We start from the raw sequence: 25,194 nt of genomic DNA on the forward strand, positions 1-25,194 counted from the left end.
TTCAGGCGCGCACCGGGACACCACCGCGACGACGCGACAACGAACCACAAACCATACCCACAGACCACAGAAACCGAGCACACCATGCCTCTCGTCCGCGTGGACATCCACGATCATCTCGCCGACCTCCGTCCCGCCATGAGCACCGCCATCCACAGTGCGCTCGTCGAGGGGTGGGAGATGCCGGCCGACGACCTCTTCCAAATCTTCCGGCTCCATGAGAAGGGCGACCTCTTCTACAGCCGCACCTTCCCGGACGCCGACCGCAGCGACATCGTCTTCATCCAGATCCTCGTGTACACGGGCTACTCGCCCGAAGTGAAGCAGCGCGGAGCCACCCTCGTCGTCGATCGTCTCGCCGAACTCGGGATCAAGCGCGACGACATCCTCATCGCGCTGAGCGAGAACGGGGACGGCGACTGGCTCGCCCCCTCGAAGGAGGCGTGACGTGCAGCGCAGTGACTTCCCCGACTCCTTCGTCTGGGGATCCGCGACGGCGTCGTATCAGATCGAGGGCGCCGTGACCGAGGACGGCCGGGGGCCGAGCATCTGGGACACGCTCACACGACGACCCGGCGCGATCGCGGATGCAACGAACGGAGACATCGCCGACGACCACTACCACCGCTGGGAGGAGGACGTCGCGCTCATGGCGGGCCTCGGCCTCGACGCGTACCGGTTCTCGATCGCGTGGCCGCGTATCCAGGCCGACGGGAGGGGGGCCGCGAATCCCGCCGGACTCGACTTCTACCGGCGGCTCGCCGAGGGGCTCCTCGAACGCGGCATCACCCCGTGGGCGACCCTCTACCACTGGGACCTCCCGCAGGCGCTCGAGGATCGAGGCGGATGGCTCGAACGGGACACCGCCTTCCGCTTCGCGGAGTACTCGGCCACCGTGGCCGAGAATCTCGGCGACGTGATCACCAACTGGATCACGCTCAACGAGCCGTGGTGCTCGTCCTTCCTCGGCTACGCGAGCGGCGCGCACGCCCCCGGGCGCCAGGAGGGGTCACGTGCGGCGCGCGCCGCGCATCACCTGCTCCTCGGCCATGGCCTCGCGGTCCCGGAACTGCGGCGCGCGGTCCCCGACGCGAACGTCGGCATCACGCTCAACCTGTACTCCATCCGCGCCGCCACCGACCGTGGGGAGGACATCGATGCGGCTCGCCGGATCGACGGCCTCGGGAACAGGTTCTTTCTCGACCCCGTCCTGCGGGGGGCGTACCCGTCCGACGTCCTCGCCGACCTCGATGAGGAGGCCTGGTTCGCGGAGAACGCTGCACCGGCGGACCTCGCCTCGATCTCGGCCCCTCTCGACTTTCTCGGCATCAACTACTACAGCCGTCACACGCTGCGAGCGGGTGGGGCCATGCACCCGGCTGCCGACGGCGCAGCGAGCGCCTACCCCGGCAGCGAGTCGGTGGAGTTCGTCGACACAGGCGCTGAGAAGACGTTCATGGGGTGGGAGATCCATCCGGACGGCCTCGTCGACGTCCTCGAGATGGCGCACGCGATCGCCCCGGAGCTTCCCCTCCACATCACCGAGAACGGATCCGCGTACGAGGACGTCGTCGGAGAGGGCGGCTCGGTCGATGACCCCGAGCGCACCGCGTACCTGCGTCAGCACATCGCTGCATGCCGCGATGCGATCGAGCGCGGCCTCCCGCTCGGCGGCTATTTCGTCTGGTCGCTCATCGACAACTTCGAATGGGCGTGGGGCCACAGCCGACGATTCGGGATCGTGCACGTCGACTACGAGACGCAGGCGCGGACGCCCAAGACGAGCGGTCGCTGGCTCGCCGGGTTCCTCGGGGGGCCGCTCGCTGACGACCCGGACGCGACCGGATCATGACGATCCCCGGTTCAGGGACAGTGGCTCCGGCGCGCCTGCTCCCCGTGTACCTCGAGGACTCGCCGCAGCCGTCGTTCACCCGCCAGATGGACGCGATGAAGAAGCACGCCGGGGCGCTCGTCGAGTGGCTGACGGCGGTGCACGTCTCCGCCGTGCCCGGAGTCCCGGCGGACGCCGTCATCGTCCCGGACATGAGCGGTCTCGCATACCGGTCACTCGAGGAGTTCCGCCTGATCGAGAAGCCGATCCTCGTCGTCACGAGCGAGTTCGGTACCGTGTCGATGTGGGACTGGGAGATCCGCGACTACCTGCGGCGTCGCGGCGTCGACACCGTGGCGCCCACGTCCTTGCAGGAGTTCCATGACCTCTGCCGCGCGCTCGGAGTGAAACGAACGCTGCGGGAGTCCACCATGCTCGCCTATCTCGATGATCTCGGTGCCGGCCAACAGCCCGACATCTTCAAGCGCTTCTACTGGTGGGAGGAGGAGTGCGTCGATGACCTGCAGTCGGCGTTCGGCGTGACCGTCGATCGCCGCAGCTACAGGGACCTGTGGGCGCGTGCACTCGCGATCCCGGACGCACGGGTCGCCGACGAGCTCGTGCGCATCTCGGGCCCGGTGCCGATGGTCGGGTTGCAATCCCGCGCTCGGCTCGACGCCGTGCGGCTGAAACTCGCGCTCTCGGATGACCTCGACGAGACGCCCGGGGTGATCGCCGCCGGCATCAACTGTCTCAACGAGTCCACGACCTCGACGACGACACCGTGCCTCGCCTGGAATCTCCTCTTCGAGGAGCGCGAACTCATCTGGGGCTGCGAGGCCGACCTCACCTCGATGATCACGCAATACCTCACGTGGAATACGCTCCGCGCGCCGGCGATGATGACGAACCTGTACCCCTTCCTCATGGGGCAGGCGGCGCTCGCGCACGAGCGGATCCCGTACTTCCCCGCCGTCGAGAAGCCTCAGGACCACATCCTCACGGCGCACTGCGGGTTCTTCGGCGTCGTGCCGCAGTCGTGGTCGACGGAGTGGGCGCTGCGGGAACCGGTGCTCGCGATCGTCGACGCCAATGCGAACGCGATCGACGCACGGTTCCCACTCGGTGACCTCACGATCGTGAAGATCGCGAGCACGATGGATTCGCTCACCGTCACTCCGGCGCTGCTCGAGAACTACGAGCAGTACGCGGACTCCGACTGCCTCAACGGGGCGATCCTCCGCGTGGAGGACGGGTACCGCTACGTCGAGAATCTGCCGTCACACCATGCCGTCCTCGCCGTGGGTGACCTGACCCGACGGCTCGGCGTCGTCGGCGGGGTCCTCGGACTCGAGGTCAGCACCATCTGAACGCGCATCACCGATCTCCACCGATTCCACCGATTCCACCGATTCCACCGATTCCACTGACACTCACCACGACCGCTCGATGAGGAGCACTGTGACCATCACGACACGCGCGACCGCCGCGACGATGAAGGCCATCGTCTACGACCGTCCCCGCCACTTCGAGCTCGCCGAGCTTCCCGTCCCCGAGCCCGGTCAGGGGGAGGTTCTCGTGAAGGTCCTCGTCGCCGGGGTGTGCGGGACGGATGCGCACCTGCACGAGGGGGAGTTCGGCCCGACCTACCCGCTCACGCCCGGTCACGAGGTCTCGGGGGTGATCGCCGCGGTGGGCGCGGGTGTGTCGACCCCGGCCGTCGGCGACCGGGTCGTGTTCGACAACACCGCATCGTGCGGGCGCTGCCCCGAGTGCCGCAGGGGGCGCCCGGCCTTCTGCCATCACATCCTCGCGCAAGGCGTGAACGCGCCCGGCGGGTTCGCCGAGTACGTCCTCACGGACGCCGACCGGTGCTTCGTCGTGAGTGACCTCGATCCTGAGGTCGCCGTCTTCGCGGAGCCCGTCGCGTGCGTCGTGCACGGCCTCGACGTGCTCGCGATGCAGCCCGGCGACCGGGTCCTCCTCTTCGGTGCCGGCCCGACGGGTCTCGTGCTCGCACAACTGCTGAGAGCCTCGGGAGCAGGTGACGTCACGGTCGCGGCGCCGACGCAGGCCAAGCTCGATCTCGCGGCGGCCCGCGGGGCGGACCACGTCGTGCTCATCGAGCGTTCGGATCCGTGGTCATCGGGGGATCGACTCCGCGCCGTGGCCGGCGACGGCTTCGACGTCGTGATCGACGCGACGGGATCGGTCGGCGTCCTCGATCAGACGATCTCGCTCCTCCGCGTCGGCGGCACGATGCTCGTGTACGGGATGGCGGCCGAGAACGCGCGCTGGTCGATCCCGCCGTACGAGGTGTTCCGGCGCGAGCTCGTGATCAAGGGGTCGTTCGCGCAGCAATTCGCGTTCGACCGGTCCCTCGCGGCGCTTCGCGGCGGACGCGTCGACACGAGCGGAATGATCACGCACCGCTTCGATCTCGAGCACTACGCCGACGCACTCGCCGCGGTCGCCGACAGCTCGTGCATCAAGGCCGTGATCGTTCCGACGAGCGCGACGGCGGCGACGGGGACCACCGAGGAACGAGGGGACTCATGAGTGACGCATTGACCGGACGGAGAGTGGCCGTCACGGGAGCCGGCGGCGGCATCGGCACGGCGATCGTGCACCGCTTGCTCGCGGAGGGCGCGGAGATCGCGGCGCTCGACGTCGCGGGACTCGACGCCCTTCCGGACGCCGTGACGCGCCACCGGGTGGACCTGACGTCCCCCGAGTCGATCGCGGGTGTCGTCGCCGGGCTGTACGCGACGGACGACCGGCCTGTTCACCTCGTCACGAGCGCGGGGATCGTCGAGGACGACGTCGCCGCGGAGGAGATGTCAGCGTCCCAGTTCGACGCGGTGTACAACGTCAACATCCGCGGCGTCTTCCTCACCTGTCAGGCGTTCGGCCGCGAACTGCTCGCTCGAGGCGGCGGCGCGATCGTGAACATCGCGTCGATGAGCGGGAACGCGATCGTCAACGCGCCGCAGAAGCAGAGCGCGTACAACTCGTCGAAGGCCGCTGTGAGTGCCCTCACCCGATCCCTCGCCGTGGAGTGGGGTCCACGCGGCGTCCGCGTCAACGCCGTTTCGCCCGGCTACGTCGACACGCCGCTCAACCACCTGAAGGCGCACATGCACGAGAGGTGGAAGAAGGACACCGTGTTGGGGCGGTTCGCGACGCCCGAGGAGGTCGCCGCGGCCGTGTTCTTCCTCCTCTCGGACGAGTCGTCCTACTTCGTCGGCGCCGAACTCCTCATGGACGGCGGGTCCTCCCTCCGCTGAGAATCCGCCGTCCGCGCCTGCTCGTTCTCCGTCAGCCGACGGGGAAGGGCACCGCTCCGTCGACGGGCGCCGTCACGGTGAACCTCGCGATGTCCTCGCTCGTCGTACCGTCCACCGCGAGCTCGGCGAGGACGCGACCGATGGTGGGAGTGAACTTGAACGCGTGTCCGGCGCCGAGCGCGACAATGACATCCGGGTGCTCGTCGAGCGCGCCGATGAGGAAGCGGCGGTCCTCGGTGAGCGCGTACTGACAGGTGACGGTGCGCAGCACCTCGCCGCTCGCCGGGATCGTTCCCGCCATGAAGCTCGCGAGCTGTGCGATGAGGGCAGGGGAGGGGACGAACGTTCGGTCCTCGGGCGCCATCACGTTGTTCGAGACGTCGCGAGCGGCTTTGATGGTCGGCTCGCCGTAGGTGGGGAAGCCGTAGTAGCACTGCACGTCCTCCCAGATCCACACGGGGAAGCGGCGGCGGTCGAAGAACTGCGGATCGGCGGGAGCGAAATAGGACACCTGCTCCTGCATCACGGTGAGGGGGATCGCGGCACCGAGCGGTTCGAGCAGGCGGTTGGTCCACGCGTCGGCGGCGAGCACGACCTTCCGCGCACGCACGTCGCCACGGGACGTGTGCACGACGACACCGTCCGCGTCGGGGTCGATGCGCTCGACGGCGGTCCGGTCGCGCAGCTCGGCCCCGTTCATCCGCGCGTGCAGCTGGAGCGTCGCGACGGTACGAGCGGCGTGGGCGACCCCCGAGTCGGCGGTGTAGATGGCGCGCACATCGGTGGCGATGGTGAACTGGGGGAAGCGCGCGTGCACCGCGACGTCGTCGAGGATCTCGAACGGTACGCCGGACGCCGTGAGGCTCCCGACGAAGTCATCGATCGAGTGGGGACCGTCGTCCGGGAAGAAGACGATCCCACCGGTGATGTCGAGCAACCGCTCGCCCGTGACGGCCTCGAGATCCGCCCAATCGCGGTAGGCCGATTGCGCGAGCCGGACGTACTCGGGGGCGCCGTACGAGGTCCGCACGATGCGTGAGGTGTCGTGAGACGCTCCCCGGACGTGGCCGAGGTCGAACTGCTCGAAGGCGACGACGGACACCCCCTTCCGGGCGAGGTGGTAGGCGGCGGCGCTTCCGAGAGCGCCGAGTCCGACGACGGCGACGTCGAATGTCTCCATGTGGTGCGTGTCCTTCGTTCGTGGGTCGGGGCGGTGGTTCGGCTGGTGGCTCGGGTGGCTGGTCTGCGTGGAGTGGAAACGTGGAGTGGAAACGTGGAGTGGAAACGTGGAGTGGAAACGTGGAGCGGAAACGTGGAGTGGAAACGTGGAGTGGAAACGTGGAGCGGAAACGTGGAGTGGAAACGTGGAGTGGAAACGGAGAGGAGGGGGCGGGGTTCAGAGGACCTTCGCGAGGAAGGAACGCGTCCGCTCGTGCCGAGGGTCACGGAGGACCTGATCGGGGGGACCGCTCTCGACGACCACACCGCCGTCCATGAAGGTCACGGTGTCCGCGACCTCGCGGGCGAATCCGATCTCGTGGGTCACGACGATCATCGTCATGCCGTCATCGGCGAGGCCGCGCATGACGTCGAGCACCTCGCCGACGAGTTCGGGATCGAGCGCCGACGTCGGCTCGTCGAAGAGCATGAGCTTCGGACGCATCGTGAGGGCGCGAGCGATCGCGACGCGCTGCTGCTGCCCGCCCGAGAGGGAGCGCGGGTACGCGCCGGCCTTCTCGGCGAGTCCCACGACGTCGAGCATCTCCCTCGCGCGCTCCCGCGCCGACTTCGCGCTCTCCCGCCGCACCTGGACCGGTGCCTCGACGAGGTTCTCGAGCACCGTCATGTGGGGGAAGAGGTTGAACTGCTGGAACACCATGCCGATCTCGCTGCGGCGCTCGGCGATCTCCGCGTCGCGCAGCTCGTGCAGTCGATCGCCCTGCCTTCGGTAGCCGACGAGTTCGCCAGCGACGCTGATGGTGCCGGCGTCGATCTTCTCGAGGTGGTTGATGCACCGGAGGAAGGTGCTCTTGCCGGATCCCGACGGGCCGAGAAGGCACATCACCTCACCCGTGCGCACGGTCATATCGATGCCGCGGACGACGAGGTTGCCGCCGTAGCGCTTGTGCACACCCTTCGCCTCGACGAGCACGGGTGCGGTCTCGAGTCTGGCGTGACCGGTCACGATCGGCTCCTTTCGCCGGGTGTCACTGCGCTCGGGGACGACACGGTCACGGACGAATGCCTCGGCACGATCCCACGCGCGACCGTGCCGAGCAGGGATCGCTCGGGTCGACCGGTGTCGCCACGGGTGAAATGTCGCTCGAGGTAGTACTGGCCGATGCTCAAAACCGTGGTCACGAGGAGGTACCAGAGGCTCACGGTGATGAGGAGCGGGATCACCTGGTAGGTCCGCGAGTAGATCGCCTGCGCCTGCCAGAGCAGCTCGGGAATGGCGATGACGCTCACGAGCGACGTCGTCTTGAGCATCGAGATGGTCTCATTGCCCGTCGGCGGGATGATGACGCGCATCGCCTGGGGGAGCACGATGCGTCGGAACGTCTGCGACTTCCGCATCCCGAGGGCATGGGCCGCGTCGGTCTGACCCGAGTCGACCGACTGCAGTCCCGCGCGCACGATCTCCGACATGTACGCGCCCTCGTTGAGTCCCAGGCCCAGGACGGCCGCGAGGAACGGGGTGATGAGCACGTTCGTGCTCTCACTGAACAGCGTCGGCCCGAAGGGGATGCCGAGGGACATCACCGGGTAGAGGGCCGCGAGGTTGAACCAGAAGATGAGCTGGACGAGCAACGGCGTTCCGCGGAAGAAGGCGATGTAGCCGGAGGCCGCCACCGAGACGACGGGGTTGCTCGACTCGCGGGCAAGGGCCATGACGACGCCGATCACGACGCCCACCACCATCGCGATCACGGTGAGGTACAACGTCGTCGCGAGGCCCTCGAGGATCTGCGCGTTGAACACGTAGCTGAAGACGAGGCTCCACTGGTAACGCGGGTTGGTGACCAGGGAGATCACGATCAGGGCCACGACGACGAGCACGACAGTGGTCGCGAGCCGCTGCCCGTAGCGCCGGACGGGGACGACACGCACGGCGTCCCCGTCCGATCCGGTCGTACCGCTCATCACGCGCCGTCCGCCGTGAGCATCTCGGACTCCTCGATTGCGCCGCTCGTGACGCCCCACTTCGAGAGGATCTCCTCGTAGGTGCCGTCCTCGATGAGGACGTTGACGGCGGCGGCGATCGCGGGGGTCAGGTCTGAGCCCTGCGGGAAGGTGAAGCCCCACGTGCTCGGGTCGTAGGTCTCCTCGAGGACCTCGAGCGCGCCGCTCGATCGCTCGGCGACGTACGTGAGCGGGCCGTAGTCGGACATGCTCGCGTCGGCCCGGCCGGAGGTGAGCGCGAGAGTGGCATCCGGCTGCGTCGGGAAGACCGAGACGTCGATCGGCTCCTCGCCGGCTTCCTCGCAGGCGCTCTGGAACTCCGGCATGTAGTTGTCGGCGTAGACGGTGCCCTGCTGCACGGCGATCCGACGGCCGCACATCGACTCGAGGTCGATCCCGAGGGGATTGCCTGTCGGCACGATGAGCGATGTGCCTCCCGCGAAGTAGGTCACATAGTCCACGACGGCGAGGCGCTCGTCCGTGACGCTCATGGCGCCGTTGGCCATGTCGACGCGCTCGGACTGCAGCGACGGGATCATGGCGTCGAATCCGACGTCCTCGTGCTCGACCGTCACGCCGAGCACGTCGCCGACCGCGAGCAGGAGCTCGATGTCGTTGCCCGTGAGCGTGGTGCCGTCGTCCGCGAGGAGGAAGTGCGGTGCGTACCCGGGCCCGCCCGCTGCGTGGATGACGCCGGCCTCGGCGATGTCCGCCGGGAGGAGATCCGCCGCCTCCTGGTCGAACGTTCCGGCGATGAAGTCGGAGCCGATGGTCTCGACGGGCGCCGGCTCGGCGCCGCCGCTGGAGCCCTCGGTGCCGGTGCCGCCGGTGTCGGAGGCGCAGCCGGCGAGGACCGCCACGACGCCGGCCGTGGCGACGAAGGCGGCCACGGACCGGAGTGGTCTGAGAGCAGGGTGCGAGAGGCGGTGCTGGGGCGGGGGGAGGACGGTCATGGGGTGTCTCCTCGAGCGGAATGGCGGGGCAGATGGAGGGGGAGGGGCGGATCTCTGTCACTCGCCCGGATGAACGGGCGGGCAGGGCGGAGCGGCGTTTCACCCCCGGTCGGTCGATCCTCGCGCGGGGTGTCGTCACTCTAGACAGCGAGTGATGCCCGGCTGTTACAGTGCTCGTCATGTGCAATTCGTCGTCCCTCGAATTGCGGGATCTCCGTCGGCTGAGGAGGTCGACGCGATGACCGCCCGCGTCGAGGCCGGACTCCGCGCCGTCCGGATCGTCGCGGAGCGGACCGACCCCACCGCCCCGATCGGCTCGGGTGCCATCGCGCGCTCGCTCGGCGTCTCGCCGAGCAGCGCCTCGCGACTGTGCGCCGAACTCGTCGGTCTTCGGCTCCTCGAGGAGGGCGGGGCATACGGGTCGTTCCGGCTCGGGCCCGCGGCCGTGAGGCTCTCGGGACGGTCGGCCGCGCCCGTCGCCCATGCCGTGCGGTACGCGCTCACGATCGCCGCCCAGTACACGGGGGAGACCGCGTGTCTCGCTGCCCGCTCCGGCGAGCACATGCACATCGTGGCGACGGTCGGATCCGAGTGGACGCTGCACGCGCCGGCCGACCTCGGGGAGCGCATCACGGAGGGGAGCGCGATCGCGAGGGCGGGCCGCACGGCGGACGTTTCGAGGGGAGAGACGACCGATGCGAGCGATTCGACCGGGAGGATCGTCGAGTCGACCGCGGGGAAATGCATCGAGGTCGCGACCGCGGTGCTGGGTCCGGACGGCGAGGGCATCGCGGTCGTCGCCATCCGGCTGCCGGTCAACCGTTCGCGCGGCGGAGTGCCGCGCGCGCGTCGTGCTGTCGAGGCCGCGCGGCGTCGGATCGAGGCGGTCCTGGCCGACGCCTCCGCGGCAGGTGGGCCCGCCGCCGATCCCGATCCGGGATCGGGCACCAGTGACAGTGCCGAACGCACGACCGCGTTGGAGGCGACGGTGCGCGTCCTGCAGCATCTCGCCGCAACTCCCGACTCCGTCACGGGCGTCGCGCGAGGGACGGGCATCCGCGCCGACCGCGTCGTCCGACTCCTCGACTCCTGCGCCCGCGCGGGAGTCGTCGAGTCATGGGCTGGTCGCGGAGCGTGGGCGCTCACCTGGGGCGTGCACGGCTGGCATCGAGCGGCGACGGGACCGACTCTCACGACCCGCGGGCGGCAGTACGTCGCCCGCGCAGCCGCGGACACCGGCACCTACGGCTTCATCACGATCCTGCGCGGCATCCGCAGCTTCACGGTGGTCGAGGAACTCGGCGACCCGGACGGCGGTCTCGTGATGATGCCGTGGCTCGGGCGCCCGCACCCCATCATCGGGTCGGACGGCGGACCGACACTCGTCATGGACTTCGCACCGGACGACCTCGCGAGACTGCTCGGGAAGCGGCACGCGCGGCACGAGTTCGACGCCCTCCTCTCGCGGATGGAGACCGTCGCCCGTGACGGCGTCATCTCGATCGAGTCGATCGAGGAGGCCGGGCTGCTCTCGGTGTCCGCGCCGATCCGCGACGCGAGCGGCTTGGTGGTCGGGGCGGCGTGCCTCACGTGCGGGGCCGACGCCGTGGGTCCCGACCGTCGCGGACTCGAAGAAGCGACGCTGCGCCTCGCGGCCGACCTCTCTCGACTGCTCGGCTGATGGTCGGCGCGGGCGGCGGGCGGCGGGCGGGGGCACAAGCGCAGGAATCACGCCGTCGGACGAGCCGCTCAGCCTCTCGTCCACTCGAGGAGGCGCTCGACGGGCCACGTCGTGATGACGCGCTCGGGCGGCACCCCGTTCCGTTCGGCGCGCTCGGCGCCGTACGCGAGGTAGTCGAGCTGGCCGGGGGCATGCGCGTCGGTGTCGATGCTGAAGAGGCACCCGGCCTCGAGCGCGAGCCTCATCAGATCGTCGGGTGGGTCCTGACGCTCGGGGCGTGAGTTGATCTCGACCGCCACGTCGTTCTCCGCGCACGCGGCGAAGATCGTCTCGGCGTCGAACATCGATTGAGGGCGCGTCCCGCGCGAGCCTTGGACGAGCCGACCGGTGCAGTGGCCGAGGACGTTGGTGCGCGGAGTTCGGATCGCGCCGAGCATGCGCGCGGTCATGGTCTCTCGATCGGAGCGGAGCTTCGAGTGCACACTCGCGACCACGACGTCGAGACGGTCGAGCATCTCCGGCGTCTGGTCGAGTTCGCCGCTCTCGAGGATGTCGACCTCGATGCCGGACAGGAGTCGGACGGGGCCGCCGGTGGCGTTGATCTCTGTGACGACGTCGAGTTGCTCGGTGAGCCGCTCGACGCTCAGCCCGTTCGCGATCGTGAGGTTCGGCGAATGGTCGGTGAGGGCGAGGTACTCGCGGCCGAGCAACTCGGCACCGTGGAGCATCTGCTCGATCGTGGTCGAACCGTCCGACCACTCGCTGTGCGCGTGCAGGTCGCCGCGGAGCCGGGCGAGCAGACCCGCTCCCTCGGTTGTGAGCGGTTCGGTGTTCCGCTCCCGCAGGCCGATGAGGTAGTCGGGGACGTCACCCGCGACGGCCTGAGTGATGACCTCGGCGGTCCGGCCGCCGATCCCCTTCATCGAGGTGAGTCGACCGCTCCGGGCGCGCTCGGCCAGCTCGTCCTCGGACAACGGGGCGATGATCTTCGCGGCCGTGCGGAAAGCGGCGACCTTGAAGGACGGGGCCGAGGACCGCTCGAGCCAGAACCCGATCTCGTTGAGGGCGTCGACGGCGAGCATGACCCCATTCTCCCCGGCCATGACGATCGGGGATACGGGTTGCGAGGGGAACAGGGTCGCGCGAAGAGGCTCGCCGCTGGTGATCCCGGCGATGTCGGTGGTGCGATCTACCGTTGAGACATGGACATCAGGAATTGCCCCGAATGCGGCGACGACACGATGAACGCCGGTCTCGCCTTCTGGCCCGGTATCGAGACCTCCGTCGCGGTCACGCGTTGCGCGAATGACGAGTGCGACTGGGTGGTGATCGACGAGCAGCTCGAGCTCACCCAGACGGTGACGCACGCGGCTGCCGCGTAGACCCTCCCGAGAACGCCGCAACGTCGCGCAACGCTGTGCCCTTCGGCGGTCCGGCGCTCCGGCGCTATCGAGGCCCCGTCCCCCATGGGTCGGTACTGATGCCCAGCGTTGGGTCGGTACTGATGCCCAGCGTGGATCAGGAACCGACGAGCGACGCCTCGATCGTCGCGATGTCCTCCGGGGTCAACTGCAGGTCCGCGGCCTTGGCGCTGTCGGTGATCGACGCCGGTCGCGACGCGCCGGGGATGGGGATGACGCTCGGCGCGAGCGACAACTCCCACGCGAGGGTCACCTGGTAGGGGCTCACTCCGCGCGACTCGGCCACCTCGGCGAAAGCCGCGTGGCTCGAAGCGAGCTCCCCGGCGTTCGAGATGCCTCCGAGCGGGCTCCACGGAAGGAAGGCCAAGCCGAGGGCGGCCGAGTGCTCGAGTTCCGACCGGCTCGACAGGAATCGGGGCGAGAACTGGTTCTGCACCGACACGAGCGATCCGCCCAGGATCTCGTGGGCTTCGTCGATCTGGGCGATCGAGGCGTTCGAAATGCCGGCGAGCTCGAGGACTCCCTCGTCGAGCAGGTCTTTGAGGGCACCGATCGAGTCGGCGTAGGGGACGGCCGGGTCGGGGCGGTGGAACTGGTACAGCCCGATCGCGTCGCCCCCGAGCCGGGCGAGCGAGGCCTTCGCCGCCTCCTTCAGATATTCGGGATCCCCGTTCAACGTCCACGACCCGTCGCCCGGGCGGAGATGTCCGCCCTTCGTCGCGACGAGGACGTGGGAGGTGTCGTGCCCGTAGCTCCCGAGTGCCTCCGCGATGAGCTCTTCGTTGTGGCCCACTTCGCCGGCCTCGAGGTGATAGGCATCAGCGGTGTCGATGAACGTCACCCCGGCGTCGAGGGCTGCGTGGATGGTGTCGATCGACCGTTCCCGTTCCGGGCGGCCCTCGATCGACATCGGCATGCCGCCGAGTCCGATCGCGCTGACCGTGCGGTTTCCGATGGTGCGACTCTCCATGGGTGTTCTCCTTCGTGTCGTGAGCGACGATAGCCGCGTGACGAGCGGACGCCGGGGCCTTTACAGGTCGGCCCCCGTGCGGCAAGGGGTCCGCTCGAACGGGCGACGGCTGGACGACGGCCCCGCCGGACGGCCAGAGTAGAGAGGAGCGCGGGACACGTCGCCGGAGCGCGCGCTCCACCGCCCGTGCTTTCTTTTCGGAAGGACAACGAATGACCTACGTCGCCGCCCCCTCTCGTTACGACGGGACCATGCAGTACCGTCGTACGGGTCGATCCGGGCTCGACCTGCCGCTGCTGTCGCTCGGCCTCTGGCACAACTTCGGGGACGACCGCCCGCTCGAGACCCAGCGGGCGATCGTCCGTCGGGCGTTCGACCTCGGCATCACCCACTTCGACCTCGCCAACAACTACGGCCCGCCGTACGGTGCTGCGGAATCCAACTTCGGGCGCCTGCTCGCATCGGATCTCGCGCCGTACCGGGACGAGCTCGTCATCTCGTCGAAGGCTGGCTGGGACATGTGGCCGGGGCCCTACGGTCAGGGTGGCGGAGGACGCAAGTACGTGCTCGCGTCCCTCGACCAGTCGCTCGGGCGGCTGGGACTCGACTACGTGGACATCTTCTACTCGCACCGATTCGACCCGTCTACGCCGCTCGCGGAGACCGCGTCCGCCCTCGACACGGCGGTGCGGCAGGGCAAGGCGCTCTACGTGGGCATCTCGTCCTACGGAGCCGACGACACCCGCGCGCTCGCCGGTCTACTGCGCGAGCTCGGCACTCCGCTGCTCATCCACCAGCCGTCGTACTCGATGCTCAATCGCTGGATCGAGACCGAAGGACTACTCGACGCGGCCGCGGAGGTCGGCGCCGGCGTCATCGGATTCACGGCGCTCGCGCAGGGACTTCTGACCGGGAAATACCTCGACGGCGTGCCCGAGGGGTCGCGTGCATCGCAGGGGACCTCGTTCTCGGCGGACGTGCTCACCGACGAGGTGCTCGCAAACGTAAGGGCGCTCGGAGCGATCGCCGAGCGCCGTGGGCAGTCGCTCTCACAACTCGCACTCGCATGGGCGCTGCGTGACGAGCGCGTCACGTCGCTCGTCATCGGCGCGTCTTCGGTGGAGCAGCTCGAGCAGAACGTCGGCGCGCTCGACAACCTGTCGTTCAGCGCCGACGAGCTCGAGGAGATCGACCAGTACGCGACCGACGGGGGCGTCGACTTGTGGAAGGACGCTCGCGAGGGAAGTCTCGGGTCCTGACATGGGCGGGGAGAACTCCGAGAATGGCGGTCTCGTGGCTCGCTCGGCCGGCTGGTCGATCGCGGCCCTCGTCCGAGCAGTCCGCCTCGTCCGGTCACCGCGGCCGATCCATCCGACGGGTGTCCTCCTGGGCGGGACCCTCGACCCGATCCTGCAGCGCACGGTGCGGAGCGGGATCGACTGGATCGACGGGCCGCGACGCCTCGAGGTCGGCGGACGGCTCTCGCGCGGCATCGGCACGCCCGTGCCGATGCCGGACGTCTGGGGGCTCGCCCTCCGTCTCCGCGACGGATCGGACGATACCGGAGGGGGTCTCGGCGACATCCTCGTCTCCTCGGTGGGAAACCTCGGTGTCCCGTGGCGCTTCGTCCCCGTTCCCCGGCTCTCCCCGCACGGCGCGCGCTTCACCACGGTGATGCCGTACCGCTCTCCCGACGGCCCCGTTCTCGTCGGCGCCCGCACACTCGCCGGGGCGCCGGCGTCGGCGTCGGCGAGGGGGATCGCCATCGAACTCGCGCGTACACCCTGGGTGATGGAGTTGATGTGGGCGACGCCGACGGGGCGCTGGCGCCCCTTCGCCACGGTGTCGCTCGCCACCGCGCGCATGGGTGAAGACGATCCGGCGCACGCCGCCGATGCACGCGTCGACAGCCCCGACGTCCGGTTCGATCCGGTGCTCTCACCTCCGCCCGGAGCGCAGACCTACGGATGGACGCGAGCACTCCGCGAACCCGCCTATCGCGTGGCTCGGCGGGGCTGATCACGATCGGATCACCGAGGACGGCGGGGCGCTCGAGGACGGCGGGGCGGCGCTCGAGGACGGCGGGGCGCTCGAGGACGGCGGGTCAGCGGATCGGTGTCGGCCTCACGGGCGGCGGTCGGCCCGCCGCCGCCGCGTCGGGGCGGGATCGACTCCCGCCGCGTCTCGCTCCCGCGTCGTCAGGTACAGACGGTGTGCCGTGATCACGACGGCGAGCCACGCGAGTCCCAGGATCCACGCCGCGAGGACGTCGGTGAACCAGTGGTGACCGAGGAAGACACGACTCGCGCCGATCGTGATGACGAACACCGCAGCGACGGTGATCGTGAGCACGCGGGCGACGACGCTCGATTGACGCAGGATGAGGAGGTACACGATGACTCCGGCGATCACCGTCGCGTTGAGAGTGTGTCCGGACGGGAAGGACGGCGACGTCTCGTACGGCGGCACGGCGTCCTCGATCTCCGGACGCGCGCGCCCGATCAGTTCCTTGCCGGCCACGGTCATGAGGAGCGAGCCGACGCCGGCGGCCGAGATGAGGATCACCGGCGTCCACGAGCGGCGTCGGAGCGCGAGGACGAGCATCGTCACGACGGCGAGGACCGGCATCCCGATGACGCCGGCGATGTCGGTGAAGTGCGTCACCGCCCCGTCGAGCCACGGCGATCTGACCGCGATCGCGGCATCGAGGAGGGGCTGGTCGAGAAGCGCGACGCCATCCGTCTCCGTGACGGCCTCGTAGACCTCGGAGACGATGTAGGTGAGGACCGTCGCGATCGCAGCCCCGATCACGAGGAGGAGCACGAGCGTCTTGTTCGGCCCGAGCGCACGACTGATCCGGTGGAAGACGACGGCGAAGAACCGGCCGAGAGGTGTGCGCCAGTCGGTCAGCTCTTGCGAGCCGAGGCGTCGATCGTGCCGGAGCTCGCCTTCCGGACCCAGCTGGTCGGGATCCGGCTTGCCCAGGAGGTTCTTGTCCGTCATCGTGCGACTCCTCGCGATTCATCCGTGAACAGCGAGGCTAGCGCGGCCGACGGAAGGACGACGGGTCGGGCGGCGGGGATGGCGCGCCGGGCGCCGAGCGGCTATGGCCGTCAGGAGGCGGAGGGCAAGCGGGCGACGACGGCGCCTTTGTGGCCCAAGATGGAGGGGTGACGATTCCCACGAACGACAGCACCGACACCAGCACCGACCGCGGCACCGACACGAGCACCGACCGCGGCACCGACACCAGCGCCGTCCCCCCGGCTGAGCGGACCGGGCGCATCGTCCTCGTCCGTCACGGGGAGACGGAGTGGAGCCGCTCGGGTCAGCACACCGGCTCCACCGACCTTCCGCTGACGGAGGTGGGGGAGCAGCAGGCGGTCCTGCTCGGAACGGTGCTCGACGCCGGCGACTTCGGCCTCGCCCTCTCGAGCCCGCTGGTCCGCGCGCGCCGGACGGCGGAGCTCGCCGGCTTCCCCGAGGCCGTCGTGGAACCGGACCTCATCGAGTGGGACTACGGTGCCTATGAGGGCCGCACGACGGCCGACATCAGCGCCGAACTCGGACGGCAGTGGGATCTCTGGCACGAGGGCGTCCCGTCGGGGACGACGCCGGGGGAAAGCGCCGCAGACGTCCGCGAGCGCGCGAATCGCGTCCTCGACCGTGCCCGCGCCGCGTTCCCGCACGGCGATGTCATCCTGTTCGCCCACGGCCACATGCTGCGCGCGATCGCGATCGCGTGGGTCGCGCTGCCACCGAGCGCCGGCACGATCTTCGCGCTCTCGACCTCCACTCTGAGCGAACTCGGCTTCGAACACGGCCGCCCCGCCATCCGGGTCTGGAACGCTCCCGTCGAACGCTGACCGAGAGTCGGCTCCGGTCAGTGCTCGAGCAGCATGCGGCGAGCGAGCCTCGCGATCTCGCGTGTGGCGGGTGAAAGGACCGTGTCCCGCCGCTGCACCATCGCGATGACGTCCCAGAGCGGTTCGGCGAAACCCACCGTATGCACGTTCTCGGGGAAGACACGGCTCGCCGCGACGGCACGTGACACGATCGTGTCGCCGCCGCCCCGGGCGACGATGCTGAGCGCGGATTCGACGTGCTCGACCTCGAGCATCGGCGTGAGGTCGACGCCGTCGAGGTGCGCGCGGGTCGCGAGCTGCCGACGGGTGGGGTCCCGCCAGCCGTAGTGGGCGTCGTACAGGACGAGGTCGGTCGCTCCGAGGTCCGCGATGGTCACGGGCCGCGCCGTCTTCGCGGGGTCGGCGGATGCGAAGACGACTTCGTCGCGCATGAGGGGGGTGACCGTGAGGCCCTCGTTCTCGATCGGCAGGACCACGAGCCCCGCCTCCAGATCGCCCGACGCGACGGCGTCCGCGACCTCGACGGAGTTCTGACCGATGATGCGGAGCCGGACGCGTGGGTATCGCTCGTGGAACGTCTCGAGGAGCTGACTGAGGAAGTAGAAGTTCGCATTGCGGAGGAGGCCGAAGGTCGCGACGCCGCCGAGCAGCGAGGTAGACGATCGCAAGGCGGCGTCGGCGCCGTCGACGGCCGCGACCGCTTCGCGGGCGAACGGGAGGAGTTCGGCTCCGGCGCTGGTCACGGCGAGTTTCCGTGGACCGCGCGTGAAGAGTTGGACCCCGTAGACCTGCTCGATCCGTTTGACGAGTTCCGAGACCGACGGTTGCGACATGTGCAGGTGAGCGGCCGCCGCGGTGAACGTGCCGAGGTCCGCAACGGCGAGGAACGCACGCAGCTGGTTGAGTGTCATCGGGGTCGTCGCCATAGGTCAAACCTATGGGATGCCGAGACCAATTCGGTGTTGTCTGGGGGGAGGTGCCTTGACAGGGTGAAGACCATGAAATTGAGCACCCGATTCCTCTCCGAATACGACAGTCGCCTCCGCCACCTCAAGGCCCCCGCCGTGGACGCGCCGCCGGCGCAGGCGGATCCCGCGGTCCGTGCCCGCGTGTCGGAGATGCTGTCGGACATCGAAGCGGGCGGGATCGACGCCGTGCGTCGCTACGCTCGCGAGCTCGACCGATTCGAGGACGTGGACTTCGAGATGACGCGTGAGCGGCTCGCGTCGAGCGGCGACCGCCTCGACCCGGCCTTGCGCGAAGCCATCGAACTCGGGTCGGAGCGCACGAAGCAGTTCGCCCGACTCCAGCGCGAGCACCTCGGTGATTTCGAGGCCGAGCTCGTGCCGGGCCTCGTGACCGGTCAGCGCTACGTCCCCGTCTCGCGCGTCGGCGCCTACCTCCCCGCCGGTCGCTTCCCGCTCACGGCGAGCGCGTTCATGACCGTGGGGGTCGCGAAGGTCGCCGGCGTTCCCACGGTGATCGGTTGCACGCCTCCCGGACCGGATGGCCGCCCCAACGACGCCGTGGCCTACGCGGCCTCCCTGTCGGGTGTCGACCACCTCTACACTCTGGGCGGCGTGCAGGCCCTTGCCGCGATGGCCTTCGGGCTGCTCGGAGAGCAGCCCGTCGACATGCTCGTCGGCGCGGGCAACGCGTTCGTCGCCGAGGCCAAGCGGCAGCTCTTCGGCCGTGTCGCGATCGACCTGCTGGCGGGTCCGTCGGAGGTCGCGGTCATCGCGGACGACACCGCCGACGCGGAGATCGTGGCGGCGGACCTGCTCGGGCAGGCCGAACACGGCCCCAACTCCCCGGCGGCGCTCGTGACGACATCCGAGGCGCTCGGACTCGCCGTGATCGAGGCCGTCGACCGTCAGCTCGAGACACTCTCGACGCGCGAGATCTGCGGCCCGGCCTGGCGCGACTTCGGTTCCGTCGTGCTCGTGGGATCACGCGAGGACGCCGTCGCCGTCATGGACGAATTCGCCCCGGAGCACCTCGAGGTCCAGACCGCCGACGACGCCTGGTATCACGACACCCTCACGAACTACGGATCGCTCTTCCTCGGGCACTGGAGCACGGTCGCGTACTCGGACAAGGGCATGGCGGGGACCAACCACACGCTGCCGACCGCCGGGGGAGCGAAGCACAGTGCCGGCCTCTCGGTGTCCCGCTACCTCAAGCCGCTCACCTACCAGCGCATCGCTCGCGAGGCCACACCCGACCTCGCGCACGCGGTCGACGTCATCTCCGCGAGCGAGGGGATGACCGCCCACCAGGCGACGGCCACGATGCGTCTCGCCACCTACACTCAGTGATCGCACCACCGACCCTGCGAAAGACATCATGACTCCCTTCTCCCGAACATCCCCGTCCCGACGCCTCCTGCTCGGCGGGTTGGTCGGCCTCAGCGCCGTCACACTCGTCGGCTGCGCGGCCCCCGGCTCCGGCTCCGGCTCCGCAGCCGTCGAACAGGACGAGATCACCTCGACGGTGACGGCGGAGCAGATCGCCGACCTCGGCGACGTCACCCTCACCCTCTGGGCGGACCAGGCCGAGGAGCCCCTCATGGGTTTGCTCGTCCCGGCTTACGAGGAGGCGTATCCGAACGTCACGGTCGACGTGACCTACAAGAGCTTCGACGACCTCATCGCGACCGTCGTCAACGCCGCGAACAGTGCTGACGCCCCCGACCTCTTCCAGGGCAACATCGGCTACGCCGTCGATGGGGCCCTCGTGAAGGCCGGCCTCGTGCGACCGCTCGACGACGTCGCGAGCGTGTACGGGTGGGAGGACGGCACGGGAGCGAGCACCCTTGCCCCCTCGCGCTGGACGGAGGACGGCTCGACGTTCGGCGACGGTACCCTCTACGGGATGTCGCCGATCAGCGAGGTCCAGGGCATCTACTACAACGAGGCGAAGCTCGCGGAGCTCGGCCTCGAGGCGCCCGAGTCGATCGAAGACCTCGAGGCCGCGCTTCCCGTCGCGGCGGAGGCAGGAGAGACGCCGATCATGCTCGGCAACTCCGACCAGTACGCCGCGACGCACATCTTCTCCGACATCGCGGCGACGACGCAGGACCCGGAGGACATCCGGGCGTGGATCGGAGGAGACCCCGACGAGACCTTCGCGACCGACGGCAACATCGAGGCCGCCGAGACCATGGCCGAATGGGCGTCGAACGGCTACTTCGGTGAGGGCTACGACGGGCTCGGCAACCAGGACGCCATCGCGCGCTTCGCCGAGGGCGACGGCGTCTTCTTCGTCGGCGGGTCCTGGAACGGCGCGTACCTCGACGCCGACGACTTCGGCTTCGGCGCGCTCGCTTCGGGCGGCGTCGGTGCGACGGCCTCCCCGTGGCACATCAGCTCGTCGAGCGACGAGGCGATCGCCTCGATCGCGTTCCTCGACATGCTCCACTCGCCGGAGACGGCCCAGTGGATCCTCGACGAGGGCCGCCTCCCTGTCGTGACCGACGGCGTCACCGCCTCCGGTGACCTGCAGCAGCAGACCCTCGACGCCCTCACGGCGACGATCGAGGCGGGCACGCAGGTCGGCTACTACGACTGGACGACGACCGACATGCTCTCCGTCATGGGTGGAGGGCTCCAGGAGGTCATGGCCGGACGGACGTCGGCCGAGGAATTCGTCGATGCCGTCCAGACGGCCTGGTCGAAGGAACACGGCGCGTCCTGATGGCCGTCACCACCGCGACGCGCGCCGTCGTCGCCGGCCCTCGTGGCCGGCGACGGCGGTCGCCCGCCACCGCGTACAGCTGGAGCTCTCTGCTCTACGTGGCGCCGGCCCTGCTGTTCTTCGGTGTCTTCGTCATCTATCCGATCTGCATCTCGGTGCAGACGTCGTTCTACGCGTACGACGGGCTGACGGTCGCGACGCCCGTCGGTGCCGCCAACTACGTCGCGGTGTTCACGGACCCCTCGTTGCGTGAGGCGCTTCTGCACTCCCTCGTGCTCCTCGTGTTCTACGCCGCTCTCCCCGTGGCGATCGGCCTCGTCCTCGCGGGTGCGCTCTCACGCATCCGGATCTACGGCCTGACATTCTTCCGTGCGGCGCTCTTCATCCCGCAGGTGCTCTCGAGCGTCGTCGTCGCCGTCGCCTGGCGCGGACTGCTCGCGACCGACGGCCCCGTCAACGACGCGTTGCGCGCCGTCGGTCTCGGCTCGATCGCGACGAGCTGGCTGGGGAACTTCGACACCGCGCTCCCGGCCGTCGGGGCCATCGGCACGTGGGTCCAGTACGGACTCTGCATGGTGCTCTTCCTCGGCGGGATCGTCGGGATCGACCGCTCGCTCTACGAGGCCGCGCGACTCGACGGCGCCGGGGCGGTGCGCGAGTTCCGCGCGATCACGCTCCCGGCGCTCCGTCCGCAGATCTCGATCGCGCTCATCCTCTGTATCACGTTCGCGCTTCGGAACTTCGACATCATCTGGAACACGACGAGGGGAGGCCCGGGCACCTCGACGGCGGTGCCGAGCGTCTACATCTACCAGGACGCCTTCCAGAACCGCGCCCTCGGACAGGCCTCGGCTCTCGCCGTCGTGCTGACCCTGCTCATCCTCGTGATCGTCGGTCTCGTCCAACTGGCCCTGCGCGAACGATCGGACGTCGGCGCGCGGTCACGTCGGCACTCGGGGGGTGCCCGATGAAGGTCTCACGCACCGAGACGACGCTCACGCACGCGCTCCTCGTCGTCGCCGCGATCATCGCGGTCTATCCCCTCGTCTCGATCGTGCTCTCGGCCCTCCGCGGACGTGACGGGTCCATCGGTCTCGCGAGCTTCGACATCGCCTGGGAGCGCGGCGGCTTCGGCTCGGCGCTGCTCTCGAGCGCGTTCATCTCGATCACCGTCGTCGTCGTGACGGTGATCCTCGTGAGTCTCGCCGGTTTCGCGCTCGCCACCATGCGGGTCCCGGGCGGGCGCCTCATGCTGCCGATTCTCCTGCTCGGCCTCGTCCTGCCCTACGAGGTGACCGTGCTGCCGCTCTATCAGCTCATGTCGGACTGGGCGCTCCTCGACACGTGGTGGGCGCTCATCCTGCCGCAGATCGGTCTCTCGGTCCCGCTCGGGGTGTTCTGGATGCGGTCGTTCTTCGCGTCGGTGCCGGGCGAGCTGCTCGAGGCCGCGCGGATCGACGGTGCGGGTCGCTTCCAGACGTTCCGGCTCGTCCTCCTGCCCGTCGCCGGCCCAGCGATCGCGACCCTCTCGACGATCCTGTTCCTCTTCACGTGGAACGAGTTCCTGCTCGCACTGGTGCTCGTGCCTCAGGATCCGCTCGTCCAGACCGCTCCACTCGCTTTGTCCTTCTTCGCGGGGGCCGGGCGGACCATCGACCCGAGCGTGACGGCAGCGGCGGCCGTGATCGTCGCCGCGCCCATCGTCGTCGCCTACGTCATCCTCCAGCGTCGACTCATCGCCGGACTCACGGAAGGAGCGGTGAAGTGACCGCGAACCCACCCCCCGCCTCGCCGGTCCCCGCGGCCACCCGAGTGGTGTGCGAGCAGCTCGCCCCCACGATCGCCGACCTCGCGGGCAATCAGCGGCTCGTCCTCGAGACGGTCGAACGGAACATCGCCGACGGTGCCGACATCATCGTGCTCCCGGAACTCGTGACGTCCGGCTACGTATTCGATTCAGCCGACGAGGCGCGCTCGCTCGCGATGCGGCGGGACGACGGCTTCTTCGATCAGGTGTCCGGACTCCTCGTCGGTACGAGCTCGGTCGTGGTCTTCGGGTTCTGCGAGCAGTCGGACGGTCCACAGCTCTTCAACAGCGCGGCCGTCATGACCGCGGAGGGCCTCGTGGAGGTCTATCGCAAGGTGCACCTCTGGGACCGGGAGACTCTCGTCTTCACGCCCGGCTCGGCGAGGCCTCCCGTCGTGGACACCCCGCACGGAAAGGTCGGGGTCATGGTCTGCTACGACCTCGAGTTCCCCGAGATGCCGCGAGCCCTGGCTCTGCGGGGTGCGGATCTCATCGCCGTGCCCACGAACTGGCCGCTCACCGACGTCCCGGCGGGTGAGCGCGCCCCCGAGATCATCCACGCCCAGGCCTCGGCGCGGGCGAACGGCGTCTTCATCGCCTGCTGCGATCGATCGGGGATCGAGCGCGGGCAGCAGTGGACGGAGGGCACCGTCATCGTGGACCAGTTCGGTTGGCCGATCGACCGCGTCACGGGAACAGGGCGAGCGACGGCCGACGTCTTCCTCGGCCTCGCGCGGGACAAGTCGATCTCGCCGCACAACGACCTGCTCGCCGACCGCCGCTCGGACGTCTACGGGACGGAGGGTTCGCGGTGACCGGCGGGTCGGCGGTCGAATCCGTCGGGACGGCGTCCGTCCCCGGTACGGAGTGGTGGCGCTCCGCCGTGATCTACCAGATCTACCCGCGCTCGTTCGCCGACGCGAACGGGGACGGGACGGGCGACCTCGCCGGGATCACCGCCCGCCTGGACCACGTCGCGCGGCTCGGAGCCGACGCGGTCTGGCTCTCGCCCTTCTATCCCTCTCCTCAGCGCGACGGCGGCTACGACGTGGCCGACTACCGTGACGTCGATCCCCAGTTCGGTACCCTCGAGGACGCCGACGACCTGATCCGGCGTGCTCACGGGCTCGGCCTCCGCCTCATCGTCGACCTCGTGCCGAACCATTGCAGTTCGGAGCACGTCGACTTCCAGGCCGCTCTCGCCGCCGCTCCCGGTTCGGTCGAACGCGCGAAGTTCCACTTCCGCGACGGTCGCGGCGAGGGCGGCGACCTGCCGCCGAACGACTGGACGTCGATGTTCGAGGGACCGGCGTGGACGCGGGTCGTCGAGGCGGACGGCAGCCCCGGCCAGTGGTACCTGCACCTGTTCGACTCCTCCCAGCCCGATTGGAACTGGGACGACGCGTCCGTTCGAGCGGACTTCGAGCGCACGCTCCGGTTCTGGCTCGACCGCGGAGTCGACGGGTTCCGTGTCGACGTGTGCGACGCCATCATCAAGGCTCCGGGCCTCCCCGATTGGCCCCACCGCACCAAGGGCGTCGTCGAGCCGATCGACGGAGTGATGCCTCCGATGTGGGACCAGGAGGGCATCCACGAGGTCTTCCGGTCGTGGCGCTCGGTGCTCGACGAGTACGACGGCGAGCGCATCCTGTGCGCCGAGGCGTGGCTCGCCCCGGAACGAGCGGCGCGTATCGTGCGACCGGGGGAGATGCATCAGGCGTTCAACTTCCGATTCCTCGAGCAGGTCTGGGACGCGAGGGACCTCCGTCGGACGATCGACGAGTCGCTCGCCGCCAACGACGCCGTCGGCGCCCCGACCACGTGGGTCCTGTCGAACCACGACGTCATGCGTCACGCCAGCCGTTACGGTTACGACGGTCCCGTCGAACTCGAGTCGGGGGTCGGGATCGACGATCCGCAGCCCGACCGCATGCTCGGGCTGCGTCGTGCTCGAGCGGCGACGGCACTCATGCTCGCCCTCCCGGGGTCCGCCTACCTCTACCAGGGAGAGGAGCTCGGCCTCCCGGAGGTGACCGACCTCCCGGACTCGTCACGCCAGGACCCCGTGTGGGAGAGGTCCGGGCGGGCGATCCGCGGTCGTGACGGCTGTCGCGTGCCGCTCCCGTGGTCGAGCGACGGGCCGTCGTTCGGCTTCGGTGGAAGTGTGACGACCTGGCTGCCGCAGCCGACCTACTTCGCCGAGTTCTCGGTCGCGGCCCAGGAGGAGGACGCGTCGTCCACGTTGGCGCTGTACCGACGGCTCCTCGTCGTGAGACGCGAGCGCGCACTGGGCTCGGGCCGGGTCGAGTGGCTCGAATCGGACGAGGGCGTGCTCGACCTGCGCCGCGGCTCGGTCCGGGTCATCGCGAACGCCTCGGACCGATCGGTCCGCCTCCCCGCCGGTAGCGTCCTCGTGGCGAGCGGCCCACTCGCCGAGGGCGTGCTGCCGAGCGATACGACGGTGTGGATGGCGGAGGAGGATTGACGTCGGGACGCCCT

General features: G+C 69.4%; 24 protein-coding genes. 16 read left to right on the forward strand and 8 right to left on the reverse strand.

Annotation, left to right across the window (positions count from 1 at the left end; translation table 11 throughout):
* Positions 1-84 precede the first annotated feature (84 nt).
* From ELQ92_RS07420 to ELQ92_RS07440, 5 genes are all read left to right on the forward strand, one after another.
* Positions 85-447: a tautomerase family protein gene (locus tag ELQ92_RS07420; protein WP_128498353.1), complete on the forward strand. Its 363-nt coding sequence runs from the start codon at positions 85-87 to the stop codon at positions 445-447.
* A 1-nt stretch (position 448) separates the two neighbouring features.
* On the forward strand, positions 449-1,852 hold the full coding sequence (locus tag ELQ92_RS07425; protein WP_128498354.1) for a GH1 family beta-glucosidase: 1,404 nt from the start codon (positions 449-451) through the stop codon (positions 1,850-1,852).
* Complete coding sequence (locus tag ELQ92_RS07430) at positions 1,849-3,201, forward strand: hypothetical protein (RefSeq protein ID WP_128498355.1); 1,353 nt, start codon at positions 1,849-1,851, stop codon at positions 3,199-3,201. The genes ELQ92_RS07425 and ELQ92_RS07430 overlap by 4 nt, the downstream gene beginning before the upstream one ends.
* A 91-nt stretch (positions 3,202-3,292) precedes the next feature.
* Complete coding sequence (locus ELQ92_RS07435; protein WP_208004269.1) at positions 3,293-4,390, forward strand: zinc-dependent alcohol dehydrogenase family protein; 1,098 nt, start codon at positions 3,293-3,295, stop codon at positions 4,388-4,390.
* On the forward strand, positions 4,387-5,118 hold the full coding sequence (locus ELQ92_RS07440) for an SDR family NAD(P)-dependent oxidoreductase (RefSeq protein ID WP_128498356.1): 732 nt from the start codon (positions 4,387-4,389) through the stop codon (positions 5,116-5,118). The genes ELQ92_RS07435 and ELQ92_RS07440 overlap by 4 nt, the downstream gene beginning before the upstream one ends.
* 31 nt (positions 5,119-5,149) lie before the next feature.
* Here ELQ92_RS07440 and solA read toward each other — a convergent pair whose 3' ends face one another.
* The 4 genes from solA to ELQ92_RS07460 all read right to left on the reverse strand — a co-directional run bounded on the left by solA (position 5,150) and on the right by ELQ92_RS07460 (position 9,254).
* On the reverse strand, positions 5,150-6,298 hold the full coding sequence (gene solA / locus ELQ92_RS07445; protein WP_128498357.1) for an N-methyl-L-tryptophan oxidase: 1,149 nt from the start codon (positions 6,296-6,298) through the stop codon (positions 5,150-5,152).
* Between the two features lie 216 nt (positions 6,299-6,514).
* The gene (locus tag ELQ92_RS07450) at positions 6,515-7,303 is read right to left on the reverse strand and encodes an amino acid ABC transporter ATP-binding protein (RefSeq protein ID WP_279432159.1); all 789 of its coding nucleotides are present in this window, start codon (positions 7,301-7,303) and stop codon (positions 6,515-6,517) included.
* Positions 7,300-8,262: an amino acid ABC transporter permease gene (locus ELQ92_RS07455; protein WP_128498358.1), complete on the reverse strand. Its 963-nt coding sequence runs from the start codon at positions 8,260-8,262 to the stop codon at positions 7,300-7,302. The genes ELQ92_RS07450 and ELQ92_RS07455 overlap by 4 nt, the downstream gene beginning before the upstream one ends.
* On the reverse strand, positions 8,262-9,254 hold the full coding sequence (locus ELQ92_RS07460) for an ABC transporter substrate-binding protein (RefSeq protein ID WP_128498359.1): 993 nt from the start codon (positions 9,252-9,254) through the stop codon (positions 8,262-8,264). Before ELQ92_RS07460 ends, ELQ92_RS07455 begins: the two co-directional genes overlap by 1 nt.
* 238 nt (positions 9,255-9,492) lie before the next feature.
* Here ELQ92_RS07460 and ELQ92_RS07465 point away from each other — a divergent pair, with 238 nt between their 5' ends.
* Positions 9,493-10,935, forward strand: a complete 1,443-nt coding sequence (locus tag ELQ92_RS07465; RefSeq protein ID WP_166426733.1) for an IclR family transcriptional regulator — start codon at positions 9,493-9,495, stop codon at positions 10,933-10,935.
* 68 nt (positions 10,936-11,003) lie between these two features.
* On the opposite strand, the gene ELQ92_RS07470 is transcribed toward ELQ92_RS07465, so the two are convergent.
* The gene (locus ELQ92_RS07470; protein ID WP_128498361.1) at positions 11,004-12,017 is read right to left on the reverse strand and encodes a PHP domain-containing protein; all 1,014 of its coding nucleotides are present in this window, start codon (positions 12,015-12,017) and stop codon (positions 11,004-11,006) included.
* Between the two features lie 120 nt (positions 12,018-12,137).
* Between ELQ92_RS07470 and ELQ92_RS07475 the strand changes: the two genes are divergently transcribed.
* A complete protein-coding gene (locus ELQ92_RS07475) occupies positions 12,138-12,317 on the forward strand; it encodes a hypothetical protein (RefSeq protein WP_128498362.1) in 180 nt (59 codons plus the stop codon).
* Between the two features lie 136 nt (positions 12,318-12,453).
* Here ELQ92_RS07475 and ELQ92_RS07480 read toward each other — a convergent pair whose 3' ends face one another.
* On the reverse strand, positions 12,454-13,326 hold the full coding sequence (locus ELQ92_RS07480) for an aldo/keto reductase (protein WP_128498363.1): 873 nt from the start codon (positions 13,324-13,326) through the stop codon (positions 12,454-12,456).
* A 212-nt stretch (positions 13,327-13,538) separates the two neighbouring features.
* Here ELQ92_RS07480 and mgrA point away from each other — a divergent pair, with 212 nt between their 5' ends.
* Together mgrA and ELQ92_RS07490 are read left to right on the forward strand one after the other, a co-directional pair.
* On the forward strand, positions 13,539-14,585 hold the full coding sequence (gene mgrA / locus ELQ92_RS07485) for an L-glyceraldehyde 3-phosphate reductase (protein WP_128498364.1): 1,047 nt from the start codon (positions 13,539-13,541) through the stop codon (positions 14,583-14,585).
* A 1-nt stretch (position 14,586) separates the two neighbouring features.
* Positions 14,587-15,345, forward strand: a complete 759-nt coding sequence (locus tag ELQ92_RS07490; RefSeq protein WP_128498365.1) for a hypothetical protein — start codon at positions 14,587-14,589, stop codon at positions 15,343-15,345.
* 105 nt (positions 15,346-15,450) lie between these two features.
* Here ELQ92_RS07490 and ELQ92_RS07495 read toward each other — a convergent pair whose 3' ends face one another.
* Positions 15,451-16,329, reverse strand: a complete 879-nt coding sequence (locus tag ELQ92_RS07495) for a phosphatase PAP2 family protein (protein ID WP_128498366.1) — start codon at positions 16,327-16,329, stop codon at positions 15,451-15,453.
* 167 nt (positions 16,330-16,496) lie between these two features.
* Between ELQ92_RS07495 and ELQ92_RS07500 the strand changes: the two genes are divergently transcribed.
* Positions 16,497-17,192, forward strand: coding sequence for a histidine phosphatase family protein (locus ELQ92_RS07500; protein ID WP_243694918.1), 696 nt, complete (start codon positions 16,497-16,499; stop codon positions 17,190-17,192).
* A gap of 17 nt (positions 17,193-17,209) precedes the next feature.
* Here ELQ92_RS07500 and ELQ92_RS07505 read toward each other — a convergent pair whose 3' ends face one another.
* Positions 17,210-18,118: a LysR family transcriptional regulator gene (locus ELQ92_RS07505; RefSeq protein ID WP_128498367.1), complete on the reverse strand. Its 909-nt coding sequence runs from the start codon at positions 18,116-18,118 to the stop codon at positions 17,210-17,212.
* 72 nt (positions 18,119-18,190) lie between these two features.
* Here ELQ92_RS07505 and hisD point away from each other — a divergent pair, with 72 nt between their 5' ends.
* Genes hisD through ELQ92_RS07535 form a run of 6 tightly spaced genes read left to right on the forward strand, consistent with a single transcriptional unit; the run spans position 18,191 to position 25,180 of the window.
* On the forward strand, positions 18,191-19,510 hold the full coding sequence (hisD, locus tag ELQ92_RS07510) for a histidinol dehydrogenase (RefSeq protein WP_128498368.1): 1,320 nt from the start codon (positions 18,191-18,193) through the stop codon (positions 19,508-19,510).
* 28 nt (positions 19,511-19,538) lie between these two features.
* Entirely contained in the window at positions 19,539-20,888 is a 1,350-nt protein-coding gene (locus ELQ92_RS07515; protein ID WP_128498369.1) for an ABC transporter substrate-binding protein, read from the forward strand.
* On the forward strand, positions 20,888-21,859 hold the full coding sequence (locus ELQ92_RS07520; protein ID WP_128498370.1) for a carbohydrate ABC transporter permease: 972 nt from the start codon (positions 20,888-20,890) through the stop codon (positions 21,857-21,859). The genes ELQ92_RS07515 and ELQ92_RS07520 overlap by 1 nt, the downstream gene beginning before the upstream one ends.
* The gene (locus ELQ92_RS07525; RefSeq protein WP_128498371.1) at positions 21,856-22,656 is read left to right on the forward strand and encodes a carbohydrate ABC transporter permease; all 801 of its coding nucleotides are present in this window, start codon (positions 21,856-21,858) and stop codon (positions 22,654-22,656) included. The genes ELQ92_RS07520 and ELQ92_RS07525 overlap by 4 nt, the downstream gene beginning before the upstream one ends.
* Positions 22,653-23,510, forward strand: a complete 858-nt coding sequence (locus ELQ92_RS07530) for a nitrilase-related carbon-nitrogen hydrolase (protein WP_128498372.1) — start codon at positions 22,653-22,655, stop codon at positions 23,508-23,510. The genes ELQ92_RS07525 and ELQ92_RS07530 overlap by 4 nt, the downstream gene beginning before the upstream one ends.
* The gene (locus ELQ92_RS07535) at positions 23,507-25,180 is read left to right on the forward strand and encodes a glycoside hydrolase family 13 protein (protein WP_128498373.1); all 1,674 of its coding nucleotides are present in this window, start codon (positions 23,507-23,509) and stop codon (positions 25,178-25,180) included. Before ELQ92_RS07530 ends, ELQ92_RS07535 begins: the two co-directional genes overlap by 4 nt.
* Positions 25,181-25,194: the final 14 nt, after the last annotated feature.

It is taken from the genome of Labedella populi (genome assembly GCF_004078655.1).
Classification (GTDB): Bacteria; Actinomycetota; Actinomycetes; order Actinomycetales; family Microbacteriaceae; genus Labedella; species Labedella populi.

What these genes read in the sequence shown, in the direction of transcription:
- ELQ92_RS07420 (WP_128498353.1), top strand. Translation starts at nt 85, where the DNA reads ATGCCTCTCGTCCGCGTGGACATCCACGATCATCTCGCCGACCTCCGT.
- ELQ92_RS07430 (WP_128498355.1), top strand. Translation starts at nt 1,849, where the DNA reads ATGACGATCCCCGGTTCAGGGACAGTGGCTCCGGCGCGCCTGCTCCCC.
- ELQ92_RS07440 (WP_128498356.1), top strand. Translation starts at nt 4,387, where the DNA reads ATGAGTGACGCATTGACCGGACGGAGAGTGGCCGTCACGGGAGCCGGC.
- solA (WP_128498357.1), bottom strand. Translation starts at nt 6,298, where the DNA reads ATGGAGACATTCGACGTCGCCGTCGTCGGACTCGGCGCTCTCGGAAGC.
- ELQ92_RS07455 (WP_128498358.1), bottom strand. Translation starts at nt 8,262, where the DNA reads ATGAGCGGTACGACCGGATCGGACGGGGACGCCGTGCGTGTCGTCCCC.
- ELQ92_RS07460 (WP_128498359.1), bottom strand. Translation starts at nt 9,254, where the DNA reads ATGACCGTCCTCCCCCCGCCCCAGCACCGCCTCTCGCACCCTGCTCTC.
- ELQ92_RS07465 (WP_166426733.1), top strand. Translation starts at nt 9,493, where the DNA reads ATGACCGCCCGCGTCGAGGCCGGACTCCGCGCCGTCCGGATCGTCGCG.
- ELQ92_RS07470 (WP_128498361.1), bottom strand. Translation starts at nt 12,017, where the DNA reads ATGCTCGCCGTCGACGCCCTCAACGAGATCGGGTTCTGGCTCGAGCGG.
- ELQ92_RS07475 (WP_128498362.1), top strand. Translation starts at nt 12,138, where the DNA reads ATGGACATCAGGAATTGCCCCGAATGCGGCGACGACACGATGAACGCC.
- ELQ92_RS07480 (WP_128498363.1), bottom strand. Translation starts at nt 13,326, where the DNA reads ATGGAGAGTCGCACCATCGGAAACCGCACGGTCAGCGCGATCGGACTC.
- mgrA (WP_128498364.1), top strand. Translation starts at nt 13,539, where the DNA reads ATGACCTACGTCGCCGCCCCCTCTCGTTACGACGGGACCATGCAGTAC.
- ELQ92_RS07490 (WP_128498365.1), top strand. Translation starts at nt 14,587, where the DNA reads ATGGGCGGGGAGAACTCCGAGAATGGCGGTCTCGTGGCTCGCTCGGCC.
- ELQ92_RS07495 (WP_128498366.1), bottom strand. Translation starts at nt 16,329, where the DNA reads ATGACGGACAAGAACCTCCTGGGCAAGCCGGATCCCGACCAGCTGGGT.
- ELQ92_RS07505 (WP_128498367.1), bottom strand. Translation starts at nt 18,118, where the DNA reads ATGGCGACGACCCCGATGACACTCAACCAGCTGCGTGCGTTCCTCGCC.
- hisD (WP_128498368.1), top strand. Translation starts at nt 18,191, where the DNA reads ATGAAATTGAGCACCCGATTCCTCTCCGAATACGACAGTCGCCTCCGC.
- ELQ92_RS07515 (WP_128498369.1), top strand. Translation starts at nt 19,539, where the DNA reads ATGACTCCCTTCTCCCGAACATCCCCGTCCCGACGCCTCCTGCTCGGC.
- ELQ92_RS07520 (WP_128498370.1), top strand. Translation starts at nt 20,888, where the DNA reads ATGGCCGTCACCACCGCGACGCGCGCCGTCGTCGCCGGCCCTCGTGGC.
- ELQ92_RS07525 (WP_128498371.1), top strand. Translation starts at nt 21,856, where the DNA reads ATGAAGGTCTCACGCACCGAGACGACGCTCACGCACGCGCTCCTCGTC.